This is a genomic window from Bacillus sp. C1, assembly GCF_054570475.1.
This window is the reverse complement of the sequence record NZ_JBTMZT010000017.1, coordinates 1-23,741: the sequence shown is the minus strand read 5'-3', so window position 1 is coordinate 23,741 and position 23,741 is coordinate 1. Positions and strand designations below refer to the sequence as shown.

General features: G+C 35.5%; 24 protein-coding genes and 2 pseudogenes. 22 read left to right on the top strand and 4 right to left on the bottom strand.

What is annotated here, in order from left to right:
- Positions 1 to 103 precede the first annotated feature (103 nt).
- Entirely contained in the window at positions 104 to 946 is an 843-nt protein-coding gene (locus ACX5JI_RS24585) for a DegV family protein (RefSeq protein WP_459503604.1), read from the top strand.
- A 124-nt stretch (positions 947 to 1,070) separates the two neighbouring features.
- On the opposite strand, the gene ACX5JI_RS24580 is transcribed toward ACX5JI_RS24585, so the two are convergent.
- Positions 1,071 to 2,048 carry an MBL fold metallo-hydrolase gene (locus ACX5JI_RS24580; RefSeq protein ID WP_459503603.1) on the bottom strand — a complete coding sequence of 326 codons (978 nt, stop codon included), beginning with the start codon at positions 2,046 to 2,048 and terminating at the stop codon, positions 1,071 to 1,073.
- A 345-nt stretch (positions 2,049 to 2,393) separates the two neighbouring features.
- On the opposite strand from ACX5JI_RS24580, the gene ACX5JI_RS24575 reads away from it, so the two are divergent.
- Positions 2,394 to 2,978, top strand: a complete 585-nt coding sequence (locus ACX5JI_RS24575) for an SCO family protein (protein WP_459503602.1) — start codon at positions 2,394 to 2,396, stop codon at positions 2,976 to 2,978.
- 48 nt (positions 2,979 to 3,026) lie between these two features.
- On the opposite strand, the gene ACX5JI_RS24570 is transcribed toward ACX5JI_RS24575, so the two are convergent.
- Positions 3,027 to 3,494 (bottom strand): Hsp20/alpha crystallin family protein, encoded by a 468-nt coding sequence (locus ACX5JI_RS24570; protein ID WP_459503601.1) that lies wholly within the window; start codon positions 3,492 to 3,494, stop codon positions 3,027 to 3,029.
- Between the two features lie 217 nt (positions 3,495 to 3,711).
- Between ACX5JI_RS24570 and asnB the strand changes: the two genes are divergently transcribed.
- From asnB to ACX5JI_RS24480, 18 genes and pseudogenes are all read left to right on the top strand, one after another.
- Positions 3,712 to 5,613 (top strand): asparagine synthase (glutamine-hydrolyzing), encoded by a 1,902-nt coding sequence (gene asnB / locus ACX5JI_RS24565; RefSeq protein ID WP_459503600.1) that lies wholly within the window; start codon positions 3,712 to 3,714, stop codon positions 5,611 to 5,613.
- A gap of 93 nt (positions 5,614 to 5,706) precedes the next feature.
- A complete protein-coding gene (locus ACX5JI_RS24560; RefSeq protein ID WP_459503599.1) occupies positions 5,707 to 6,066 on the top strand; it encodes a GNAT family N-acetyltransferase in 360 nt (119 codons plus the stop codon).
- 28 nt (positions 6,067 to 6,094) lie between these two features.
- Positions 6,095 to 6,430 (top strand): hypothetical protein, encoded by a 336-nt coding sequence (locus tag ACX5JI_RS24555; RefSeq protein WP_459503597.1) that lies wholly within the window; start codon positions 6,095 to 6,097, stop codon positions 6,428 to 6,430.
- Positions 6,431 to 6,526: 96 nt separating this feature from the next.
- On the top strand, positions 6,527 to 7,498 hold the full coding sequence (locus tag ACX5JI_RS24550; protein WP_459503595.1) for an N-acetylmuramoyl-L-alanine amidase: 972 nt from the start codon (positions 6,527 to 6,529) through the stop codon (positions 7,496 to 7,498).
- 215 nt (positions 7,499 to 7,713) lie between these two features.
- Complete coding sequence (locus ACX5JI_RS24545; protein ID WP_459503594.1) at positions 7,714 to 8,673, top strand: ABC transporter substrate-binding protein; 960 nt, start codon at positions 7,714 to 7,716, stop codon at positions 8,671 to 8,673.
- Positions 8,674 to 8,805: 132 nt separating this feature from the next.
- Positions 8,806 to 9,684, top strand: coding sequence for a D-amino-acid transaminase (gene dat / locus ACX5JI_RS24540; protein ID WP_459503592.1), 879 nt, complete (start codon positions 8,806 to 8,808; stop codon positions 9,682 to 9,684).
- A gap of 102 nt (positions 9,685 to 9,786) precedes the next feature.
- On the top strand, positions 9,787 to 10,434 hold the full coding sequence (locus ACX5JI_RS24535; protein ID WP_459503649.1) for a nitroreductase family protein: 648 nt from the start codon (positions 9,787 to 9,789) through the stop codon (positions 10,432 to 10,434).
- A gap of 277 nt (positions 10,435 to 10,711) precedes the next feature.
- Entirely contained in the window at positions 10,712 to 11,200 is a 489-nt protein-coding gene (locus ACX5JI_RS24530; protein ID WP_459503591.1) for a hypothetical protein, read from the top strand.
- Positions 11,201 to 11,418: 218 nt separating this feature from the next.
- Positions 11,419 to 11,967, top strand: a complete 549-nt coding sequence (locus ACX5JI_RS24525) for a cysteine hydrolase family protein (RefSeq protein WP_459503589.1) — start codon at positions 11,419 to 11,421, stop codon at positions 11,965 to 11,967.
- 344 nt (positions 11,968 to 12,311) lie between these two features.
- Positions 12,312 to 13,430 (top strand): GAF domain-containing sensor histidine kinase, encoded by a 1,119-nt coding sequence (locus ACX5JI_RS24520; RefSeq protein ID WP_459503588.1) that lies wholly within the window; start codon positions 12,312 to 12,314, stop codon positions 13,428 to 13,430.
- Between the two features lie 14 nt (positions 13,431 to 13,444).
- Entirely contained in the window at positions 13,445 to 14,080 is a 636-nt protein-coding gene (locus ACX5JI_RS24515; protein WP_459503587.1) for a response regulator, read from the top strand.
- Positions 14,081 to 14,167: 87 nt separating this feature from the next.
- Positions 14,168 to 15,022, top strand: a complete 855-nt coding sequence (locus tag ACX5JI_RS24510) for a MurR/RpiR family transcriptional regulator (protein ID WP_459503586.1) — start codon at positions 14,168 to 14,170, stop codon at positions 15,020 to 15,022.
- A 333-nt stretch (positions 15,023 to 15,355) separates the two neighbouring features.
- Positions 15,356 to 16,890 (top strand): annotated as a pseudogene (gene gntK, locus ACX5JI_RS24505) (gluconokinase).
- A gap of 17 nt (positions 16,891 to 16,907) precedes the next feature.
- The gene (locus ACX5JI_RS24500) at positions 16,908 to 18,257 is read left to right on the top strand and encodes a GntP family permease (RefSeq protein WP_459503585.1); all 1,350 of its coding nucleotides are present in this window, start codon (positions 16,908 to 16,910) and stop codon (positions 18,255 to 18,257) included.
- An 18-nt stretch (positions 18,258 to 18,275) separates the two neighbouring features.
- On the top strand, positions 18,276 to 19,175 hold the full coding sequence (gnd, locus tag ACX5JI_RS24495) for a phosphogluconate dehydrogenase (NAD(+)-dependent, decarboxylating) (RefSeq protein ID WP_459503584.1): 900 nt from the start codon (positions 18,276 to 18,278) through the stop codon (positions 19,173 to 19,175).
- A 150-nt stretch (positions 19,176 to 19,325) separates the two neighbouring features.
- Positions 19,326 to 19,862, top strand: a complete 537-nt coding sequence (locus ACX5JI_RS24490) for an NADPH-dependent FMN reductase (RefSeq protein WP_459503583.1) — start codon at positions 19,326 to 19,328, stop codon at positions 19,860 to 19,862.
- Positions 19,863 to 20,013: 151 nt separating this feature from the next.
- Positions 20,014 to 20,808, top strand: a complete 795-nt coding sequence (locus ACX5JI_RS24485) for a VOC family protein (protein WP_459503581.1) — start codon at positions 20,014 to 20,016, stop codon at positions 20,806 to 20,808.
- Between the two features lie 225 nt (positions 20,809 to 21,033).
- Positions 21,034 to 21,510, top strand: a complete 477-nt coding sequence (locus ACX5JI_RS24480) for an SRPBCC family protein (RefSeq protein WP_459503579.1) — start codon at positions 21,034 to 21,036, stop codon at positions 21,508 to 21,510.
- Positions 21,511 to 21,591: 81 nt separating this feature from the next.
- Here ACX5JI_RS24480 and ACX5JI_RS24475 read toward each other — a convergent pair whose 3' ends face one another.
- On the bottom strand, positions 21,592 to 22,014 hold the full coding sequence (locus tag ACX5JI_RS24475; RefSeq protein ID WP_459503578.1) for a DUF1801 domain-containing protein: 423 nt from the start codon (positions 22,012 to 22,014) through the stop codon (positions 21,592 to 21,594).
- Positions 22,015 to 22,162: 148 nt separating this feature from the next.
- Positions 22,163 to 22,375: a hypothetical protein gene (locus tag ACX5JI_RS24470; protein WP_459503577.1), complete on the bottom strand. Its 213-nt coding sequence runs from the start codon at positions 22,373 to 22,375 to the stop codon at positions 22,163 to 22,165.
- Between the two features lie 429 nt (positions 22,376 to 22,804).
- Here ACX5JI_RS24470 and ACX5JI_RS24465 point away from each other — a divergent pair, with 429 nt between their 5' ends.
- Positions 22,805 to 23,362, top strand: a complete 558-nt coding sequence (locus tag ACX5JI_RS24465) for a YdcF family protein (protein ID WP_459503576.1) — start codon at positions 22,805 to 22,807, stop codon at positions 23,360 to 23,362.
- A 208-nt stretch (positions 23,363 to 23,570) separates the two neighbouring features.
- Positions 23,571 to 23,741, top strand: a pseudogene (locus tag ACX5JI_RS24460) (RNA-guided endonuclease InsQ/TnpB family protein); the annotation flags it as partial.

Genomic DNA, 23,741 nt, shown 5'->3' with positions numbered 1-23,741 from the left:
AAAAACGAAAGAAATTTGTCGAAAATCGCTTCAAACTGTTGAAAGCATTGTGAATACTAGTATAATAACAAGGAGAGCGTATTGGAAAGGGAAGAAGTAGAATATGCAAAAAATTAAAATTGTTACAGACTCAACGGCAGATTTATCACAAGATGTGATTGAGAAATATGATATTCATGTTATCCCATTATCTATTTCTGTAAATGGACAAACATACTTAGATCGAGTAGATTTACAACCTGATGAATTTATTGAAGAAATGGAAAAATCAGAGGAATTACCAAAAACATCACAACCTGCTATGGGATCATTTGTAGAAATGTATGAGAAATTAGGAGAAGATGGTAGTCAAGTTCTGTCTATTCATATGACAAGTGGAATGAGTGGTACAGTTGCAACGGCAAATAGCGCTGCATCAATGACAGAAACGAAAGTTACCGTTGTTGATTCTCAATTTATTACTCATGCTTTAGCATATCAAGTAATTGAAGCTGCAAAAATGGCACAAGCAGAACGCTCGTTAGAAGATATTTTAAATCGTATTGATGAAGTAAGAAAAAATACTCGTTTATATGTAGTTGTGGATACGTTAGAAAATTTAGTAAAAGGCGGACGTATTGGAAAAGGAAAAGCATTTATCGGTTCTTTATTAAATATTAAACCGATCGCCAGTCTTGAGGATGGCGTGTATAATCCTGTAACAAAAGTACGTAGTCAGGGTCAAATCGTAAAAACATTAGCAAAACTATTTGAACAAGATACAGCAGGAAAAGACGTAAAGGCAGTTGCTATCCCTCACGCGAAAGCACTTCCATTAGCAGAAAGCGTAAAAGAGGCTGTTGAAAAAATCAGTGGGTTTGCACAATCAGAAATTTTTTATACGACTCCAATTATTAGTACTCACACAGGAACAGGAGCAATTGGCTTTATGTACTTAGCAGAGTAAAGAAAAAGCTACCTGAACTGCACCTCAATTGTTAGACGTGGTCTAACAATTGGAGGTGCAGTTTTTTTATGGCTAAATTTTCTTCAAAAGAAAAATCCTCATCATGTATTGGTAAATAGAGTGTTTATACATGAGACTGTTCTAACGTTTGTTTGAATTCTTGTTTCTTATTAGCTGTAGGAGTAGAAATATATGTTTGACCAAGAAATAATACATGTAGTTGTTCCCAGGGTAACATACGTAAATTCCAGTTGTTACGAAGTCGTGTAATCGCCTCTCTAGGTGTCTCGTCAGCAAGTGCAAACGTACCGTAATGCATTGGGATGAAATGTGCTGCTTTTACATCTATAAAGGCTTGCACTGCTTCCTCAGGAGAAACGTGAGACACCTTCATAAACCATTCTGGTTCATATGCACCAATAGGCATTAAGGCGATATCAATATTAAACCGATTACCAATTTCTTTAAATCCTCGGAAATAGCCACTATCACCGCAAAAATAAATCGTTTCATCTGTTCTACCATTATCAATAATCCAGCCACCCCAGTGAGACGTATTCATATCAAATAAAGATCTTCTCGTCCAATGTTGCGCTGGTACGAAATGAAAGTTTACCTCATCAATTTTGGTGGATTCCCACCAATTATATTCTTCGACTCGCATAAATTTCTTTCTGGTAAATAACTTTTTTAATCCGGTAGGTACTAAGTATAGAACATCGGAATTCAATTGACGAAGTGTAGAAAAGTCCAAATGATCATAATGACCGTGTGAAATAAGGACAATATCAATGTGAGGTAGTTCATGTAATGTAAGGCCGGGATTTGTTAGCCTTGGCACAAGCTTTATTTTGTTTGACCATACTGGATCTGTTAAAATATTGAGCCCGTTTGTTTGTATTAAGAATGTTGAGTGGCCTATCCATGTAATTGTTGTTTTTTCAGTGTTTGTTCGTAAAAGCTGAGCATGCTTGATAGGTGATTGTTCTACTAGAAAGGAAAAATCTTTTTTGTTTTGTTTTCGTTCTTTACGCCAACGTAAAAACGAACGAACTGTTTTTTTTGTACTAACATTATCTATGTTTTCATACCGCTTTGTCATGAACATCACCTCATTTAAAATCGTTGTAGTTGTATTGTACCGAAATGTTGTAAAGGAAAGAAGAGAGAAAAATTGATTAATGATTAAAAAATTGTAAAAAATAGTGTAGCTATCTTTACAAAGTAAGTGATGGATTGAATTTTGTTATGTAAAGATAAGAAAAAGAGATAATTTTAGTAAACAATGAAAGAGTTGTCTAGTAATTAGCTCGAAAATAGAAAGTAACATACATAAATTCGTACGATTTCGTGAACAAATACGATAAACAATTTTCTCGTAGTGTTTACTTTTGTTATGATTAACATGACACATATAAATTTACAGAAAGAGAAGAGAGGTTTGACAATGAAGCGTTATCAAAAATTGATTGGTCTCATAGTTGTTTTTTGCTTCTTTATACTTGCAGGATGTGACTCAGGATCAAAGCTCCGTAAACCATTAAATTGGGATTTAGAAACTTTTCAATACATAAATCAAGATGGTAAACAGTTTGGGACAAAAGATTTAAAAGGAAAAGTATGGATAGCTGATTTTATGTTTACCAATTGTCAAACAGTTTGTCCTCCGATGACTGCAAATATGGCAAAGTTGCAGAAGATGGCAAAAGAGAAAAAGTTAGATGTTCAATTCGTTTCGTTTAGTGTAGATCCTGAACTGGATAAACCAGAGAATTTGAAAGCATTTATACAAAAATTCACAGAAGATACAAGTAATTGGAATTTATTGACGGGTTACTCATTGGAAGATATCAAGAAATTTTCAAAGGATAATTTCCAAGCACTTGTAGATAAACCAGAGAATGGTCAAGTTATGCACGGAACATCATTTTACTTAGTCGATCAAGAAGGTAAGGTAATGAAAAAATACAGCGGAATTAGCAATACACCATATGAAGATATTTTACGTGATATGGAACGATTATTGAAATAAAAGAAGGATGCTTAGCATCCTTCTTTTATGTGGAAAACTATATAATGGCTAATCTATAGATAAAATATCGTGCTGCCTTGGGAGCTTTGGCGTACGAATTTCTAAAACGCCGTTTGCATAAGAAGCTTTTGCGTCTTTTTTCTTAATTAAATACGGAAGTTTAATCATACGAGAAGCTTCTGACATGGAGCGTTCACGGCGATAATAATTATGTGAACCTTCATCTTTTGTTTCTTCCAGGATGTCTTCAGTAACAGATATTTTTAAGTATTCATTTTGAATTTCTATTTGAATTTGTTCCTTTTGAACACCTGGAAGTTCCGCTTTGATAATGAGTTCTTCCTCAACTTCATACAAATCAACAGGGAATGTTAGTAGACGGTTACCTTTTTGAAAAAAATGATTCAAATCAGCAATTACATTACGAAGTGGTGTTTGCTCGAAAAAATCATCAATTTGTTTTAAGTAATTGCGAACGGGTGGACGAGAAGAAGAGTCTTTTTGTTCTTCGCTCATAAATAATCCCTCCTAGAAATCAATTTGCAATATCATATGACAAATGTGTGCAAATGTGAGTGCCTATTTTTCATCTTTATTGAAAAAAGTGGGTAAAAAGTGAAATGGAGAGATTTTTTTTTAGTTTTTATCGCTATATTGAGTTGATTATGCTAGTATAAATAAGGTTGATATAGTAGTATAGAAACAGAATGAGAACTGAAAGAGGGTAAGAAGTATGTGTGGTTTTGTAGGATGTTTATGTGAAAACCCTAGAGAGTTTTCAGAAACAGAAAAACATCAATTTGAAAATATGAACACGATTATTTTCCACCGTGGTCCAGATGACGAGGGATATTTTCGTGATGAGCATGTACAATTTGGCTTCCGCCGTTTAAGTATCATTGACTTAGAGGCAGGACATCAGCCGCTAACTTATGAAAATGATCGATATGTAATTATTTTTAATGGTGAAATTTACAATTATGTAGAATTACGTGAAATGCTACTTGAAAAAGGTGCAACATTTGCAACGCAATCTGATACAGAAGTTATCATTGCACTTTATGCACACATGAAAGAAAAATGTGTAGATTACTTACGTGGTATGTTTGCATTTATGATTTGGGATCGTGAAGAAAAGAAACTTTTCGGTGCACGTGACCACTTCGGTATTAAGCCGTTATATATCGCGCAGCAAGGTGATACAACGTTCTTTGCATCTGAGAAGAAAAGTATTATGCATGTAATGCAAGATAAAGGAGTAAATCCAACTTCTCTGCAACATTACTTTACGTACCAATATGGTCCAGAACCAGAAACATTAACAACTGATATTAATAAAATCGAACCTGGACATTATTTCGTAAAAGAAGTCGGTAAAGAGATGGAAATTCATCGTTACTGGAAACCATATTTCAATGCTTCAAGTGCAACGAAAGAAGAACATATTCAAGCAATTCGCGATGTATTATATGATTCTGTAAAAGTGCATATGCGCAGTGATGTACCAGTAGGTTCATTCTTATCTGGTGGTATCGATTCATCTATTATTGCTTCGATTGCAAGAGAAATGAATCCAAATCTGTTAACATTCTCTGTTGGTTTTGAGCGCCGTGGCTTCAGTGAAGTTGACGTTGCAAAGGAAACGGCAGAAAAATTAGGTGTAACAAACCATAGTGTCTTTATTACAGCAAAAGAATTCATGGATGAATTCCCAAAAATTATTTGGCATATGGATGATCCTTTAGCTGATCCAGCTGCTGTACCGTTGTACTTCGTAGCAAAAGAAGCACGTAAACATGTAACAGTAGTTCTTTCTGGTGAAGGGGCGGACGAGCTGTTTGGCGGATATAATATTTATCGCGAGCCAAACTCTTTAAAAATGTTCTCTTATATTCCTACTCCAGGAAAAAGTGTATTAAAAGCTTTAAGCGGTGCACTTAAAGAAGGATTTAAAGGGAAAAGCTTCTTAGAGCGTGGCTGTACACCAATTGAAGAGCGTTACTATGGTAATGCGAAAATCTTCCGCGAAGAAGAAAAAGCTGAATTAATGAAATACTACAATGAAAGTGTTAACTATATGGATATCACGAAACCATTGTATAATGAAATTAAAGATTATGATGATGTAAGCAAAATGCAATATATCGACATGTTCACATGGTTACGCGGAGACATTTTATTAAAAGCTGATAAAATGACGATGGCGAATTCGCTAGAACTGCGTGTACCGTTCTTAGATAAAGAAGTATTTGATGTTGCGTCTAAAATTCCAACAGAATTAAAAATCGCAAACGGAACAACAAAAGCAATTTTACGTGAAGCAGTGCGCGGAATCGTTCCAGATCACGTATTAGATCGTAAAAAGCTTGGCTTCCCAGTGCCAATTCGTCACTGGTTAAAAGATGAAATGCACGACTGGGCTGTTAATATTATTAAAGAAAGCAAAACAGAGCATTTAATCGATAAACAGTATGTATTAAACTTACTGGAAGCACATTGTGCGGATAAAGGTGATTATAGCCGTAAAATTTGGACAGTACTTGCATTTATGGTATGGCACCAAATTTATGTAGAGCATAAATACGATACAAATGAGTTTCATGAAGAGACAAAGCGTGCGTATAGCTTAGTATAAGTAGGAAAACCTTAAGATCATATACGATCTTAAGGTTTTTTTCATAAATGTGCACGATGCTTGATACAATAATAATAAGAGGGTGGACAACATATGATTACGTTCGAAAAAGTGAATACAGAGACAAAAGAAGTTGTAGCAGAAATGTTTGCTTCTCATGGGTTACATACGCAAGAGGTTCAATATTGTATAAAAGTTGATGATACATATATCGGTATAATGGATTATGTAGTACAAGGTGACCAAGCAATCTTATTCCATTTAATCATTCATTTTGATTACCAAGGTTATGGATATGGGACAAACGCTTATTTTACATTTGAAGAAATGATGAAGCATCGAGAAATAGAGAGTATTCAGGTGATACAAGATAATGTAACGGAACAAGCTAAAGCTTTTATAGAAGGGCTTGGCTTTACACGAAACGGTGGCGCTTACATAAAGAATTTCTAGAAGAAATGAACATAAGGCAGGTGGATGTATGACGATGACGTCTGGTCTTTTACTAGTAGGGGGATGTTTCGTAGTCGCAGAACTATGTCAAATATTCATCCGGCAAAGGATGCGTAAAAATCGTAAACCGTATGAATGGCAATATATTCCGGTGTTCTCTATTTTGTTTTTAAATTTGTATATATTGCAAAATATAACGTACTTCCCACCTATGCTAAATATTTTTGTGAAGTTTGGTTTAATATATAGTGGTATTGGTATGGCTATGTTATTTAGTTTATTTTGTATACGACATATCCATTATCAGTCGTACATATTTATTTTAAATTGGCTTAATCGAGACGATAGAAACCGCCTTACATAAGGGGGTTTTTGTTTGTTTGTAACCAATTGATTTTGTTGTACATAAAATAGGACGAGCATAAATATAAGCTTAATAAATACGGAAAGGAAATAAAATATGAAACTCGTTATAGATGCAGGTCACGGGGGGCAGGATTCTGGTGCTGTTGGAAACGGTTTGGTGGAAAAAGATTTAACTCTTCAGATTGCAAAACGTGTTCAAGAGATTCTACTTGAAAATTATGCGATTGATGTTAAGATGACACGAGATAGTGATGTCTTTATCCCATTATCAGAACGTGCAAATATTGCTAATAATTTCGGTGCTGATTTTTTTATCTCATTTCATATTAATAGTGGCGGTGGAACAGGTTTTGAAAGTTATATTTATAATGGATTATCAGATAGTAGTTCTGCAGCAGCGAAACAACGAAAGATGCATGCAGCAGTGAATCCTGTTTTAACGAAATACGGTTTGCGTGATCGTGGTGCGAAGAAGGCCAATTATGCTGTATTAAGAGAAACGAATATGGATGCTTTATTAACAGAAACCGCATTTATTGATACAACCTTTGATGCAAATCTCTTGAAAAATCCGCAGTTTATAGAAGATATGAGTCAAGCATACGCAAAAGGGATTGTTGAAATTTTAGGACTCACACCAACACCAACACCAACTCCTCAAGCAAAAGGTGTAGCATATATTCGCGGCAATAATGTGAATTTAAGAGGTGGTCCATCCACCTCATCCTCAGTCATTCGTCAATTAAATTCTCCAGAATCGTATGTCGTTTATCAGGAAAGTAACGGTTGGTTAGATTTAGGTGCTGGGCAATGGATATATAATGATCCATCATATATTGATTATGTGAAATATGGAAATAGTGATGGAAGTCCAATTGGAGTGGCAGATATTCGCGGAACGAACGTGAATTTAAGGAGCGGTCCATCAACTTCATCTTCAATTATTCGAAAGTTAAATGCGCCAGAATCCTATTTAGTATACGCAAATCAAAATGGTTGGCTAAACTTAGGTGGAAATCAATGGATATATAATGATCCATCTTATGTCAAATATAGCCAATATTAAAATGTAAAGGGCTATTAATAGAAAGGAATGTTACCTCTATCTGACTCTTTTAGAGTGGGGATAGGGGTATTTGTATGCGAGATTTATAGGAAGTTAATATGAAATGGCTAAACTGCAAATGTATATTAGAAAAGTTTTTTATGTATTGACAATGTATGAGATATAGCTTAATCTTTTATTCGTTAATGATAATCAATTTCATCTTAGGAGGACATATGAAGCGTACTAAATATATTTTTATTCTCTGCATTGTAATGGTAATGGCTGTGATTGCAGGGTGTGAGAAAGAAGAGAAGAAAGAAAACAATGCAGTAAAAGGAAAGGATTCGTATGTAATTAAGCATGCGATGGGAGAAACAACGATTAAAGGGACACCTAAAAGAGTCGTCGTCCTAACAAATGAAGCGGCTGAGGCGCTTTTAGCTGTTGACGTTACACCGGTTGGTTCTACAAAACCAAGAGCTGGTGATGAATGGTATCCGCATTTGGCAAAAGAATTGAAGGATACAAAAGTTGTAGGAACTGAACGTGACGTTAACTTAGAGGCCATTATGAAATTAAAGCCGGATTTAATTATTGGAAATAAGATGCGTCATGAAAAAGTATACGAGCAATTAAAAGAGATTGCACCTACTGTGTATGCTGAAACATTACGCGGGGATTGGAAAGAAAACTTTACGTTATATACAAAAGCAGTAAATAAAGAAAAAGAAGGTCAAAAAGCGCTGGATGATTATAAGAAGCGTATTGAAGGGTTAAAAGAGAAACTAGGAGATAAAGTAGATTCTAAAGTTTCTATTATTCGTTTCGTTCCAGGTGACGTTCGTATTTATCAAAAGAATTCATTCTCGGGTGTTGTTTTAAATGATGTCGGATTTAAGCGACCACCACTTCAAGATAAAGATGATTTTGCGATAAAAGGTGTTACAAAAGAGCAAATTCCGAACATGGATGGAGATTATTTATTCTACTTCACATCTGATAAAGATGCTAATAAAAATAATCAAGGAAATACGATAGCGGAAGAATGGACAGAAGATCCACTTTTTAAACAATTACAAGCTTCCAAAAGTAATAAAGTATTTGAAGTAGATGAAGTTATTTGGAATACAGCAGGCGGCATTAAGGCTGCAAATCTCATGTTAGATGATATTGAAAAATACTTTCTGAAATAAATAAAGTAGATAGAAAGCACATCACTATTAAATTGTGATGTGCTTTTTTATACTTCAAAAAACAGAAAATTCTTTATAATCATCACGGATAAGTTGTAAAATAAAAATAATGATAAGGAAAGGAATGATAATATGACGCTAGGTGTTCATAAAGATTGGATATTGTTCAATGGAAGAATGGTGGATACGAAGGAAGAACAACCGATGGTGGCATTGGAAGATAGAGGTCTACAATTTGGGGATGGGATATATGAAGTATTTCGTTTATACAACGGGAAACCTCATTTATTAGATTTACATTTAGAGAGATTCTTTAAATCTATGCAGGAAATTCACCTTGTTCCATCGTTTACAAAAGAAGAGTTAATTGCGCAGCTTCAGCAATTAATTGAAAAGAATCAATTTCGAGAAGATGGGAATGTATATCTTCAAATTTCAAGAGGCGTGCAGCCGAGAAATCACGTATATGAATCTAATTTAGAGCCAACATATTTTGCGAATATTGTATCCTTTCCAAGACCAACTACTACTATGGAAAAAGGAATTAAAGTAATGGTGGAAGAAGATATTCGCTGGAAGTTTTGTCATATTAAATCTTTGAATCTTCTTCCTAATAGTATGATTAAAAATAAAATTAATGAAAAAGGGTATCAAGAAGCCATATTAGTTCGAGATGGGATCGTAACAGAAGGATGTCATTCGAATTTTTTTATTATAAAAAACAATAAACTAATTACACATCCAGCGGATCATTTTATTTTGCATGGAATTACTCGCCATCATGTCATTTTATTAGCAAAGGCGCTACATATTGAAGTAGAAGAGCGAGAATTTTCATTACAAGAAGTATACGAAGCAGATGAATGCTTCTTTACAGCAACGCCCCTTGAAATCTTCCCTGTTACGCAAATAGGAGATGAGCAATTTCGTAATGGCGAAAGAGGAGCGATTACAAAGCGTTTACAAGTCGCGTATGAGGAGAGTATAGCACCTTTAAAGGTTACGAATTGAATGTGCATGGAAAAAGGAGCTGGTATTCTTCCAGCTTTTTTTTGTGGTATAATCGAGCGGAAGGTGATTATTGAAAACGCTGTAAAAGGGGATTTTATGTATATGACATACGAAGAATTTAAAGAAATCATTCACGGAAGACGAAGTGTTCGGAAATTTACAGAACAAGAAGTATCTGTTAGTGATATAAAAGAAATGATTGATTGTGCTCGTTATGCACCAAGTGATACGAACTCACAAACATGGGAATTTATTGTCATTATGAATCGGGATAAAATTAAAGAAATTGAACAAATGACATGGGATGCGCTACATAAATTGGCTGCACAAGCAGCGGAAAATGGAGAAGAAAAAGCAGGGAAATTACTGACGCGTTCGTTCGGGCCATATGCGACGGCTTTTTCTGATGCACCTGTCTTAATCGTATGTTTAGCAACGCCATATGAGTCGAAATTCCGCGAAAAAATATTTGATCCAATTGATTTCGTTCCAGATTCAGTGTGGGAAGAAGAAGGCCTTAAGAGTAGTTGTTTAGCTGCACAAAATTTAATGTTAGCAGCACATGCAAGAGGACTTGGGACTTGTCCAATGACAGGGCCGGTGCTGTTAGCTCAAAATGAATTGCGCCAATATTTACAAATTGGGCCTGAGAAACAAATCAATATGGTCATTTCACTTGGCTACCCGAAAGACCAGCCGAAAAAACTTGCTCGAAAAGAAGTAGAGGATATTACAAAATTTATTTTATAGGATGTTTTATGAGAGATTAGAAAAAGACATTGGTGCATCTAATGTCTTTTTTAATTTTTCTAGGAGTGATATTTTTTTGCTAATAATGGGGTAAAATGGAGAATGAGCAGGGGTTCCTAAGTATTTCTTGGAAAAATGAATCATGTTAAAAAAGAAAGTACGATGCAGTAATGATGAACAGCATGTGTTTGTTCACGGAAGTTTTAAAAAATGAGTGTAGAACAGATAATTATTTCTGTATAATAAACAAAGAATAAATTTACAGGGGGGATGGATTTTGAAAAAATTCATAATCACTGGATTGTCTGCTTTGTTATTGTTTGGATGTAGTGCTCCAAATGGAAAAGAAGAAACTCAATCTGCAAAAGAAGAACAAGTTGTAAATGCAAGTGATGAGAGTGTAATGCCTTTTCCAGAGGGGACAACCCCAATGGGGGAAGGGAAAGTAAAGGTAATCACACCAGATGGTACGTCTGAAGATGGAAATATACCAACTGTATTTATAAAGAAGGACACTCTTATTCAGCAAGTTGAATTAGAACTTGCTAATTTTCAAAATGATAAAGAAACATTTGTATTTGTAGATCATATCTTTGAAGATAAACACCGTGTTACGAGCATGATGCAGACAACAGTTAAATTAAAACAAGAAACATTAGAGACAGGCTATCATACAGTAACTGCAGTTCAATTTGAAAATAACGATCCATCTGGAAAAGTTATTAATTTTGTGCAGGCTAAATTTGAAAATAAACCAGCCTCTTGAAATAGCTAACATAATATAAGATAAGAAGTACACTACTGAAAAATAGTGTGCTTTTTTATTTTGCACACGTTTGTGAAAGAGATGAATGATTAAGTGCAAGGATAATATGGAATTAGAGTTGTAGGGAATTTGTACGAAAATGTCGAATGTAATAAATAGCGTCGTAATAAAAGGTTTTCTATTGTTTGGCGTGAAACGAGTAGAGAGGGGAAGCTGTCATGAAACGTGCTCTTATAAATATTGATTATACATATGATTTCGTAGCTGAAGATGGTGCTTTAACATGTGGAGAACCAGGACAAGATATTGAACAGCATCTTGTAGCGATTACGAAGCAGTATATTGAAAGTGGAGATTATGTTGTGTTTGCCATTGATAAACATGAAAAAAATGATTCCTATCATCCAGAGACACAACTATTTCCACCACATAATATAGTGGGTACAAAAGGAAGAGATTTATACGGAGAATTACAAAAATTGTATGAAAAACATCAAGATAATGAGAATGTAAACTATATGGATAAAACACGTTATAGCGCTTTTGCTGGAACGGACTTAGAGATGAAATTAAGAGAAAGAGGAATACAAGAAGTGCATCTTGTTGGTGTATGTACTGATATTTGTGTTCTTCATACGGCGGTGGATGCTTATAATAAAGGATTTCATATTGTTGTACATGAGAAAGCTGTAGCCTCTTTTAATAAACAAGGACATGAATTTGCAATTGAACACTTTAAATCTTGTTTACATGCTGAGGTACAGTGAAGATATATAAGAAAATGAGAGTTATGCCTGTTGCGGATTGATTATGCACAAGAAGAGATCTTCAAAACGAAAGGTCTCTTCTTACCAATTTGCTGTTGAATAAGTTTCTTAATAAACGGACTAATATTTTCTGATAATTGATTCAAACTTAAAAATTTCACGTACCATACTATATTTAACATAAAAAATACACAATCAAAATATAAAGCAACTGATTACTGAAGTCTGGAGAGGAAAGAGCAAATAGCAAAATGAAAACTACAAATAAAAAGGAGAATATTAATATTCTTTTTATTTGTAGTTTTTAAAAATTTCTTGATGTTATAATGGTAGTGGTGATGAACATGAATTACGATGAAAAGGAAATGCGGCGGTTAGAAGCATTAAAAGAAATTGCCGAGTTATTAAATGAGGCAACTGATTTACAGGAGATGTTAGAGAAAGTATTACATACACTACTGCAAGTTATGAATTTACAAACAGGTTGGATCTTTTTTATCGATGAAAAAGGAACGTATCGTATGCTTGTTGATAGGAATTTACCACCGGCACTCACGTGGCGTGGTAAGAAACCGATGTGTGAAGGAGATTGTTGGTGCGTGAATCGATTCGTAAATGGTCGTTTAGAAAAGGCGACAAATATTATTGAATGTAAACGGATTGAAGATGCTATTGAATATAATTGGGGAGAGACCGACGAGATTACACATCATGCGACAGTTCCCCTTCGTGCTGGCAGTGAGAGGTTCGGTTTATTAAATGTTGCTTCGCCTCGTAAAACGTATTTTTCAGAGGAAGAACTAGCCTTATTAGAGGCGATTGCATTCCAAATCGGTACAACAATCCAACGAATCCAGTTAGTTGAAAAAGAGCGTAAATATGTAGTTGTAGCGGAGCGAAATCGACTTGCACGCGATTTACATGATTCGGTAAAACAATTGCTATTTTCAATTATGTTAACAGCTAGAGGTACGCTTGATATGACAAAAGACAAAACATTACAAGATATGCTTAGTTATATAGGGGAGTTATCGCAAGAAGCACTGGAAGAAATGACATTATTAATATGGCAATTACGTCCAGAAGGATTAGAAAAAGGGCTTGCAGAAGCAGTGCACAATTACGGGAAGTTATTAGGTATGCAAGTGGCGATTCGAATTGATGGAGTTATTTCAATTGGTGATGAAATAGAAGAAGTGCTGTGGCGTGTGAGCCAAGAAGCATTACATAATTGTAAAAAACATGCTTCATGTGAAAGTGTATCTGTTTACTTAAAAACAGAAAATAATAAGTTGAACTTTCAAATTGAAGATGATGGCATTGGATTTGTTAGAGAAAAAGTAAGAGATTCAGCACTTGGTTTAAAAAGTATGAAAGAACGAATTGAATTGATGAAAGGAACATTTCGAATCAAAACAAAGCCGGGACAGGGAACAAAGATTGAGATCCAATTACCGGTTTGAAAGGAAGAAGTGTATTGAAAATTAAACTATTACTTGTAGAGGATCATCATATTGTTCGGAGGGGGCTCGTATTCTTTCTAAAAACGAAAGCGGAATTTGAAATTATAGGAGAAGCGGAGAATGGAGAAGATGCGTTAGCGTTTATCAAAAAAGAAAGACCAGATGTAGTATTAATGGACGTGTCCATGCCAAAAATGGATGGAATTGAAGCGACAAAAAGATTGAAGCAATATGACGCTACAATTAAAATTCTCATGTTAAGCAGTTTTTCAGAGCAAGATTATGTTCTTCCGGCACTGGAAGCTGGCGCGGATGGCTATCAACTAAAAGAAGTACAGCCGGATCAACTTGTTGCATCCATTATTGCGGTGCACCAAGGAAATGCAAATTTTCATCCGAAAGTAACACCTGCATTATTAGGACGACCAGCAGTGAAAGAAGAAAAGAAAGATAGTTTTTCGATGCTGACCAAAAGGGAAAAAGAAGTGCTACGTGAAATCACGAAAGGAAGAAGTAATAAAGAAATAGCAGCAGAGCTTCATATTACAGAACAGACAGTTAAGACGCATGTTTCAAATGTACTTGCTAAATTAGAAGTAGATGATCGGACGCAAGCTGCTTTGTATGCTGTGAAGCATGGGGTGGTATAGAAAAAATACATAGCAATACCAAATAAAGGTTTTTCTTCTTTCGATTATTAGGTACAATAAAGCTACTATGGGAGGGGAAGATACATCATGCCTGGTACAAAAAGTGGAATAGGAAAGATTCAGGCTTCATTAAATGGGTTATCACCGAAGCTTCGAAGTATTGCTGAACATATTGTTAAACATCCGCAAGATGTTGTACATAAATCAATTACAGAACTAGCTGAGGTTACGAGCAGTTCAGAAGCGACGATCTTTCGCTTATGTAAGCATCTCGGCTTTCAAGGATTTCAAGATTTGAAAATTACATTAGCTCGTGAAATTGTCCATACACCAATGCAAAATATTCATGAAGAGGTATCGGCAGAAGATGATATGGTGACCGTTGCTAAAAAAGTTTTTCATTCACATATTACTGGATTGCAAGATACATTGCATTTATTAAATGATACAGCATTGGAAGGGGCGATCATTCTATTGCAAGCGGCTAAACGCATTGAGTTTTATGGAAATGGTGGTTCGGGTATTATTGCAATGGATGCGTATCATAAATTTATGAGAACGGGTATTTCGTGTATAGCGCATGTAGATTCACATTTTCAAATTATGGGAGCGGGCTTACTAACAAAAGAAGCGGTTGTAATTGCCATTTCTCATTCTGGGAGCAATAAAGGATTGCTTGAAGCATTAGAAGTAGCAAAAGCAAGAGGGGCACGCATTATTGCGATTACAAGTTACCAAAAATCAGCATTGAGTCAATTGGCGGACATTACATTATACACTTCAACACGTGAAACAGAATTCCGTACAGAAGCAAGTTCATCACGGTTAGCGCAGCTTAGTTTATTAGACACGTTATATGTGGGACTGTCATTACAACGACAAGAGGAAACGTTACAAAACTTACAGAGTATACGTGAAACAATTTCAATGAAGCGGATGTAAAAGCAGTGTAGCTATGCACTGTTTTTATTTTTGTTTTGGAGATATGATTGGAATAGGGCTGGAGACCAATGAAGTACCGGAAATCATGAAGAGGCAGTTTTAGTTTTAAATGAAAGCGTCTATTTGAAGGGGAAGGAGTGTCCTTTTACATAGGCGCTTTTTTACATTGGCTAAGAGAATATATCTTCAAATCACCTGATTTAAAGTAGCTTATAATATAAACGGAAAAAATTTTCTTCATAAAACTTGATTTAAGAAAAAATATTTTATATACTAATTCATGTAAACGGTTTACTAGATTTGATTTTGCTAGAAATGAAGGGACGATTCAGTATGGAAACAAGGGGGAGAGTAATCGGGATTGATATCGGTACCACAAGTACGAAAGCGGTTGTGTTTACAGAGAGAGGAAAAGTAGTTGCTTCGCATGCAATTGATTATCCAATTATTCAACCGAATGTAGGATGGGCTGAGCAAGATCCTGATGTAATATGTTCTGCTGTATATAAAACTGTAAGCGTTGCCATTAAAAAGGGTAACGTATTGCCGAAAGAGATTTCTTCAATCGGTATTAGTACTGCGATGCATGCATTAATTGCGGTCGATAAGAACGGATCTCCATTAACTCGATCTATTATTTGGGCGGATAACAGGAGTACCGAGCAAGCTGAAAAAATATTGCAACATATGAATGGCCACGAAATTTATAGGCGAACCGGTACGCCGATTCATCCGATGTCACCACTATCTAAGTTATTGTGGATGAAAGAAGAGGAACCGGAGTTGTACGAAAGTGTGTATAAATTCATTTCGATTAAAGAATATTTGATTTATCAGTTATTCTCACGCTATGTCGTTGATTATTCGATTGCATCGGCTACAGGTCTATTTAATTTAGAAACCTTGAATTGGGACTTAGATGTATTAGAGATGTTACATATAACATGTGAACAATTATCAGATCCTGTACCAACGACTTATATTTTATCGGGAATGAAGCCGGAGTTAGCTCAGAAAATGGGGATTCATGAACAAACTCCAGTTGTAATTGGAGCAAGTGATGGAGTTCTTGCCAATGTCGGTGTTGGTGCAGTATCACCTGGTGAGGCAGCGATTACAATTGGAACAAGCGGTGCTGTCCGAACCATTTCATCGAGCATTAATACTGATGAAAAAGGTAGGACGTTTTGTTACGCACTGACGGATGATCATTGGGTAGTTGGTGGTCCGACAAATAATGGCGGAATTTTATTAAGATGGTTACGTGATGAATTTGGTAGTCCAGAACAAGAGGTGGCGAAAAAACTAGGAATCGATCCGTACGATTTATTAATTGAATATGCGGAACGTGTACCAGCTGGAGCAGGCGGTTTGTTATTTTACCGTTTTTATCTGGAGAGCGAGCTCCATATTGGAATGCGAATGCACGCGGCACATTCTTTGGTATCAATCTTCAGCATAAACGAGAACATTTCATTCGCGCTGTGATGGAAGGGGTTTGTATGAGTGTATATTCAGTCGCACTTGCAATCAGGGATCAGACAGGTCCTCTTTCTGAAATTCGTGTTTCAGGCGGATTTGCGAAGTCAGCATTTTGGAGACAAATGTTATCCGATATGATGGGAAAAGAATTGCTTGTTCCAGAAAGTCATGAAGCATCTGCACTTGGGGCTGCAGCACTCGCTTTATATGCAATCGAGAAAATTGATTCACTTGAAGAAGTGAAAGATTGGATTGAAATTGTCCATCATCATGTACCAAATAAAGAAAATACGGCTTTATATTTAGAAATGTTTTACATGTATGAACGACTTTACGATCGTTTGAAAGAAGAGTTTGATTGTATAGCTGCTTTCCAACGTAAATAATAGGGGGATTGGGAGAAATGGTAGTTGGGATCGTACTAGCGGCTGTTGTCATACTACTCCTGCTTATTACAGTAGTAAAATGGCATCCATTTGTCGCTTTAATTTTAACAGCAATCGGAGTTGGGCTAGCAATGGGGATGCCCTTGATTGCGACTTCACCAAAAGATCCAGGAATTATCGATTCTATTAAACTAGGTCTTGGTAATACGTTAGGGTTTTTAGCAATTGTTTTAGCGCTAGGGACAATGCTTGGGAAAATGATGGCGGAGTCTGGCGGTGCGGAAAGAATTGCAAATACATTAATAGAGCGTTTTGGGACGAAACGTGTTCACTGGGCAATGATGGTTGTAGCATTTTTAGTAGGAATTCCGGTCTTTTTCCAAGTAGGATTTGTATTATTAATTCCACTTGTGTTTACAATTGCACTAGAAACAGGAGTTTCACTTATTACGATTGGTATTCCGCTTGTAGCAGGACTTTCTGTTGTACACGGATTAGTACCTCCACATCCCGCAGCAATGGCAGCAGTTGGTATTTTTAAAGCTGATGTAGGAAAAACAATTTTATATGCATTAATTGTTGGGCTTCCAACAGCAATTATTTCAGGTCCGATTTATGGGAAATGGATTGGTGCTCGTATACATAAAAAGGTGCCGTTAGATGTAGCTGAGCAACTTATTGAACGAGATACGAAGAAAGAACTTCCTGGATTTGGTAATACATTATTTACAATTTTGCTTCCTGTATTTTTAATGCTTGGAGCTTCAATCGCAGAAATTGTATTAGAAAAGTCCAGTCAACTTGCTAAAGTTTTACATTTTATTGGAGATCCTGTAGTTGCATTATTGATTGCGACGATTTATTCATTCTTTAGTCTTGGGTATGCAAAAGGATTTTCAAAAGACAAGGTGTTACAATTTACGAATGACTGTTTAGGCCCGATCGCAAACATACTGTTAGTTATCGGTGCGGGCGGGGCATTCAATAAAGTGTTATTAGACTCAGGAATCGGTACTACAATTGCGGATATGGCTAAAGAATCACACATTTCTCCGATACTATTAGGATGGGGAATCGCGGCGCTTATTCGAATTGCAACTGGTTCAGCAACGGTCTCGATGATGACAGCTGCGGGTATTGTAGCACCAATTGCAGCAAGCATTCCAGGGGTAAATGTAGAGTTATTAGCACTTGCAACAGGAGCCGGATCACTCATTTTATCACATGTGAATGATTCAGGATTTTGGATGATTAAAGAATACTTTGGAATGACTGTGAAAGAAACGTTATTAACATGGACAGCGATGGAGACTATTTTATCTGTTGTTGCTCTAGGACTAATATCATTATTAAATCTCATTGTATAGAAAAGGAGTTTGATTCATATGAAACTAGGATTAATTGGATTAGGAAAAATGGGTTTTCCATTAGCTGAACATTTATACGAAGACGGGCATGAGGTTGTTGTATACGATGTAAATAAAGAGCTTGTTGAAAAAGCTGAACAAGTGAGCATCACTGCTCGTAACACACTAAAAGATATGGTAGCAGAACTTGAAACACCACGTACAATTTGGGTTATGGTACCAGCTGGAGAAATTGTTGATTCAGTACTAAATGAGGTATATCCATTATTAGATAAAGGAGATATCGTAATTGAAGGTGGAAACTCCTTCTATAAAGATACATTACGCCGTGCTGAAGAAGCAAAAAGCTTCGGACTTCATTATGTAGATATCGGTACATCAGGTGGTGTAGAAGGAGCGCGCCATGGCGCTTGCTTAATGATCGGCGGAGAAAAAGAAATTTTTGATCGATTAGAGCCGTTATTTAAAGACTTATCAGTAGAAAATGGTTATTCTTATGCAGGACGAGTTGGAAGTGGGCATTTCTTAAAAATGGTTCATAACGGGATTGAATATGGAATGATGCAAGCAATTGCTGAAGGATTTGAAGTACTAGATAAAAGTGATTTCAATTATAATTATGAAGACGTGGCAAAGGTATGGGCGAATGGCTCGGTTATTCGGGGTTGGTTAATGGATTTAACGGAAAAAGCATTTGCAGATGATCCAAAATTAGATGGGATTAAAGGAGTAATGAATTCTTCAGGTGAGGGGAAATGGACAGTAGAAACAGCACTTGAATTACAAGCATCTGCTCCAGTTATTGCAATGTCGTTGTTCATGCGTTACCGTTCCCAAGAAGATGATACATTCCACGGGAAAGTTGTTTCAGCACTGCGCAATCAGTTTGGCGGACATGCCGTTGTAAAAAATGATTAATTGATACATTAGGAGCTCATACGAAAGTATGGGTTCTTTTTTTTACTTTTCATACTATTTTCTCAAAGATTTTCCCTCTTTTTACTGGTTTTATTGCGGAATATTCTGATATTATAGAGACAGAAGCTAAAACAAAGGAGAGAAAGAAACATGAAATTAGTCGTAATTAATGGAACACCACGTAAATTTGGTAGAACACGTGTCATTGCAAAATATATTACAGAGCAATTTGAAGGAGAATTATATGATTTAGCAACAGAACCATTGCCTTTATACAATGGAGAAGAATCACAACGTGAATTAGAAGCAGTCACAAAATTAAAAACATTAGTGAAAGAAGCTGATGGTGTAGTCCTTTGCACACCTGAATATCATAATGCAATGAGCGGTGCGCTTAAAAATGCATTGGATTTTTTAAGTAGTAGTGAATTTGTCCATAAACCAGTTGCTCTATTAGCAGTTGCAGGCGGTGGAAAAGGGGGCATTAATGCATTAAATAGTATGCGCACTGTCGCAAGAGGCGTATATGCGAATGCAATACCAAAACAAGTTGTATTAGACGGTTTGTATGTACAAGATGGTGATCTTAGTGAGGATGCAAAACCATTAATTCATGATCTTTTCAAAGAGTTAACAGCGTATATGAGCGTATATAAAGAAGTGAAGAAGCAATTGGGAGTGGAGTAATCATTTTTTAGGGGCAATGTGCTATTATTCATTGCCTCTAGTATTTTTGTGGAAACGATTTCAATTAGCAGACTCCGCAGCATAGTAATGTAAATAGACGAGATTTCCTTAAAGATAATTATATGTATGGAAAATAAGGTGGTGAATAAGGATGATTACACATTTTTCAGAGTTAAAGCTACAAACTGTATCTATTCAAAGTGTAGAACAAGTATATGGGGAACGTCTTGGAATTCCAATTTTATCGAAAATGGAGAAACAGATAACCTTTCGATTAACGCCACATGTAACATTATCTTTTGAAGAAGCATATGAACCAATTTCACCTGCTCATTTTGCCTTTCAAGTATCCTTTTCAAAATTTTATGAAGCAGCAAAGCGAATTCAAGAGTCTGGTTTATTTATTGCAAAATGGGAAGATGGTCATGCAATTGATGAAGAAGATGATCGATTAAATTTATATTTTCGTGATGGGGATGGAAACCTTCTAGAGATTATAGCGCACAAATATATTGATGAAGGTGTTTTAGTTCCGTATACACCTTTACACATACTGTATATGAGAGAAATAGGGTGTCCAGTTGAAAGTGTACCTATATTTAGAGAGTGGTTAAAATCTCATTTAAGCATGAAAACATTTGAAGATGGTGAAATTTTTAACTTTGTAGTTGGTGGAACGGCTCATGTTGTTGCAAGTTGGAAGGGAAGATCTTGGATTCCGATTGCAATGAAAGCCTTACCGCCGAAGATGCATGTTTCCTTTGGGACATCGAGTCTTGATTTTATTAAAATGGTTCAAAAGCAACTAAAACAAAGTGATGCACCATTTTATGTCCATAATAATGAAATATTATTTGTTCAAGAAGGCTATTCTTTTTCTATACAATATACACCGTGTTTTCAAGAAGATATTCCAAATAAGTTGAACTTACCACTTTCGATTTAGTGGTCTTTTTTTATGGTTATTATTTTGCTGTTGGTAGGTAGTAAGAGATCCGCCTTAAAATACAGAAAAATGCGAGGAAGAGGGGGGAAAATACGGCCATCCTTAAGGAACATGAAGAGCTAATCGAAAACGTATTTAAACAAACGTACGTTCTTGATTTGTTTTGATGTTTCATTGATAATAATACATATAGAAAACAATTTGTATAAATTGGAGGAGTTTATAATGGGACTTATTAACATACCTGATCTTTCATCAAGACCGTTTCATCTGAAAGTAGAACGTCTGATGGATGCATCACCTGACGTGCTGTACCAAGCTTGGACGAAACACTTTGACCGGTGGTTTGCAGCACCTGGAACGTTGTTAATGACAAGAGAAGTCAACACCGTTTTCTTTTTTGAGACAATCTATAAACCGGAAGCTGACAGTGAGGTGCAGCGTTATCCTCATTATGGGCGATTTTTAAGACTTGAGAAAAATCGTATCGTCGAAATGACGTGGGTGACTGGGAATGGGGGGACAAAGGGAGCTGAGACTGTCGTCAAAGTTGAACTAGAACCACTCGACAATGGTACTAAGTTAAGTCTTACACACAAAGGTTTTCCAGACGAGGAGTCAAAGAGTCAGCATGAACAGGCATGGCCGATTGTACTTGAACAATTAAATACATGTATGAGCGGGGACCTATTTCATAAATAATGAGACGGTACATATGCTGAAACAGGTATTTTGATGTGTATTCAAAATACCTGTGGCTTCATTTGGGTGCTATAAGGTACATTATTGATTTGGATACGTTTCTTTCAAAAAAGTTACAGACTGTTTGATTAGCGCTTGTAGAACAGTAATATCAATATCTGCTACTTTATTGATGTATATACAAGCTTTTCCAGATGTGTGTTTTCCAAAGTCTTTTAATAGTTTTTCACGCTCAGGATCACCAGTTGCAAAATATAAACTAATTTTGGCTTTTCGGGGTGAAAAACCTACTAATGGCGCATCCCCTTCATGACCGGATGCATATTTATAGTGGTATGTACCAAAGCCAATCATGCTCGGTCCCCACATTTTCGCTGGATAACCTGTTGTTTCAGTAAAAATATCTAATAATTGATATGCGTTTTCCCGCTTTTTAAGACTCCCAACAGTTTCAATGAACTCGATTACACTATTGTTGGTTTCTGTTGTTTTGAGTTTGTACATAATGGAATCGCCCCCTTTTTTAGATATAAATTTTATCACATATTTCATTATAAAGTAGGGCTTAAATCAAGGTTTATTTTCCTTTTTCATCAAAAAATAAAAGACGATTTCACATGAATCGTCTTTCATCCTTAAGAATAGCACACAATTATTTTATTTCATCTAACTTACCTATTTTTCTAAGTAAATTGGTTTTAGTTATATTTCTAGAGATAATAAATAAAAATAAGTTAATCAAAACTAAAATGATATCTATACAAATGACCCAAAAATCACTTTTTATAAAAGAATTAGTCAACACCAATATGAATAAGCTAATTCCCGAAATGAAACGTACTTTGTTTTGTTCTATTTTTAACATAAAATCATCTCCTATTAACCATATTACACCATTCTTAAATAAATGGATATATAAGTATATAAAATATAACAAATGCAAACTTTGTATTTTACATTTACATTCAGATTTCCATAATCATTAATTTTATCTTGATACCAAAATAATAAAAAATCCTCTTGAAATAAGGAGAAACTTCCACTAAATCCATTGTATGAAGTAAGAGAAAATACAAAATCTATAAAGGAACGATATAAAAAGAGGATGTGAAACAAAATGGGAAAAACGAAAGCATTAGGATCAGCGAAGCATAAAGGAAATCAAACGCAGTGTCACACATCTTCTAAAAAAGGGCGGAATGCTCAAAACGCCGGGCAACGCAGTCACTAAAAAACACTTCTGTCTCCCTTTCTTTTTCTATATAATATAAAGAAAGGGAGTGTAAGCTTATATATGAACAAATGGATATTACTTGTTATTTTATTATTTCCGCCAGTATGTATAATGTATATGACATATCGAATGAAAAAAGTTACTTATGAAAAAGTAAGTGATAACGCTCCATATGTGTTAATTTTAGGTGCAAAATTATTTGGAGATAAGCCTTCCTTATCTCTTCAAAATCGGTTGGATATAGCCCTAGTGTATCTACATTCTCATCCGGAAGCAAAAGTAATTGTTTCAGGTGGGCAAGGTGAAGATGAGGATGTTCCGGAAGCACAAAGTATGCGAAATTATTTAATACAACATGGAATTGAAGAGGAACGTATTTTTATTGAGGATCGTTCGACAAGTACTTATGAAAATTTAAAATTTAGCATGGGGTTATATGATGTAACGCATGCGGTAGTTGTGAGTAATACATATCATCTATACCGAACAAAAATAATTGCGAAGCGTTTAGGAATGAAAATGGAGCCGCTTGCTGCTCCAACGCCAAGACGTTCAAAGAAAAAAGCGTATGTGCGTGAATATGCAGCAATTATTAAAACAATAGTATTCGACCGCTAGAGCTCAAATAAGGGCTCTTTTTTCATCAATCAAAAGCGTATCATTTGAAATAGGGATAGGTTTCTATCATACCTTTCGAGAGGACTCCCACCTCTAAACAGATGTGAAGGTGGTGAGGTGAATCGAAAAAAATATGTTATGTTCAAGTGAAAAGCTAGAAACGTACGTTCTTATTTTGGTATAATATCCATAATAAGGAGGTGAAAAAATGACAGCGGAAAAGCAAACAAATTATAAAACTCTTCAAATTTGGATTAAAAAGGGACATCGTATGTATTCTTATTTTCAAGAATCTTGCCAAAACGCGAAGAATATGTACAACACGACAAACTTTTATATACGACAAGTGTATACAGGTTTGACACAAAATAAGGAGTTG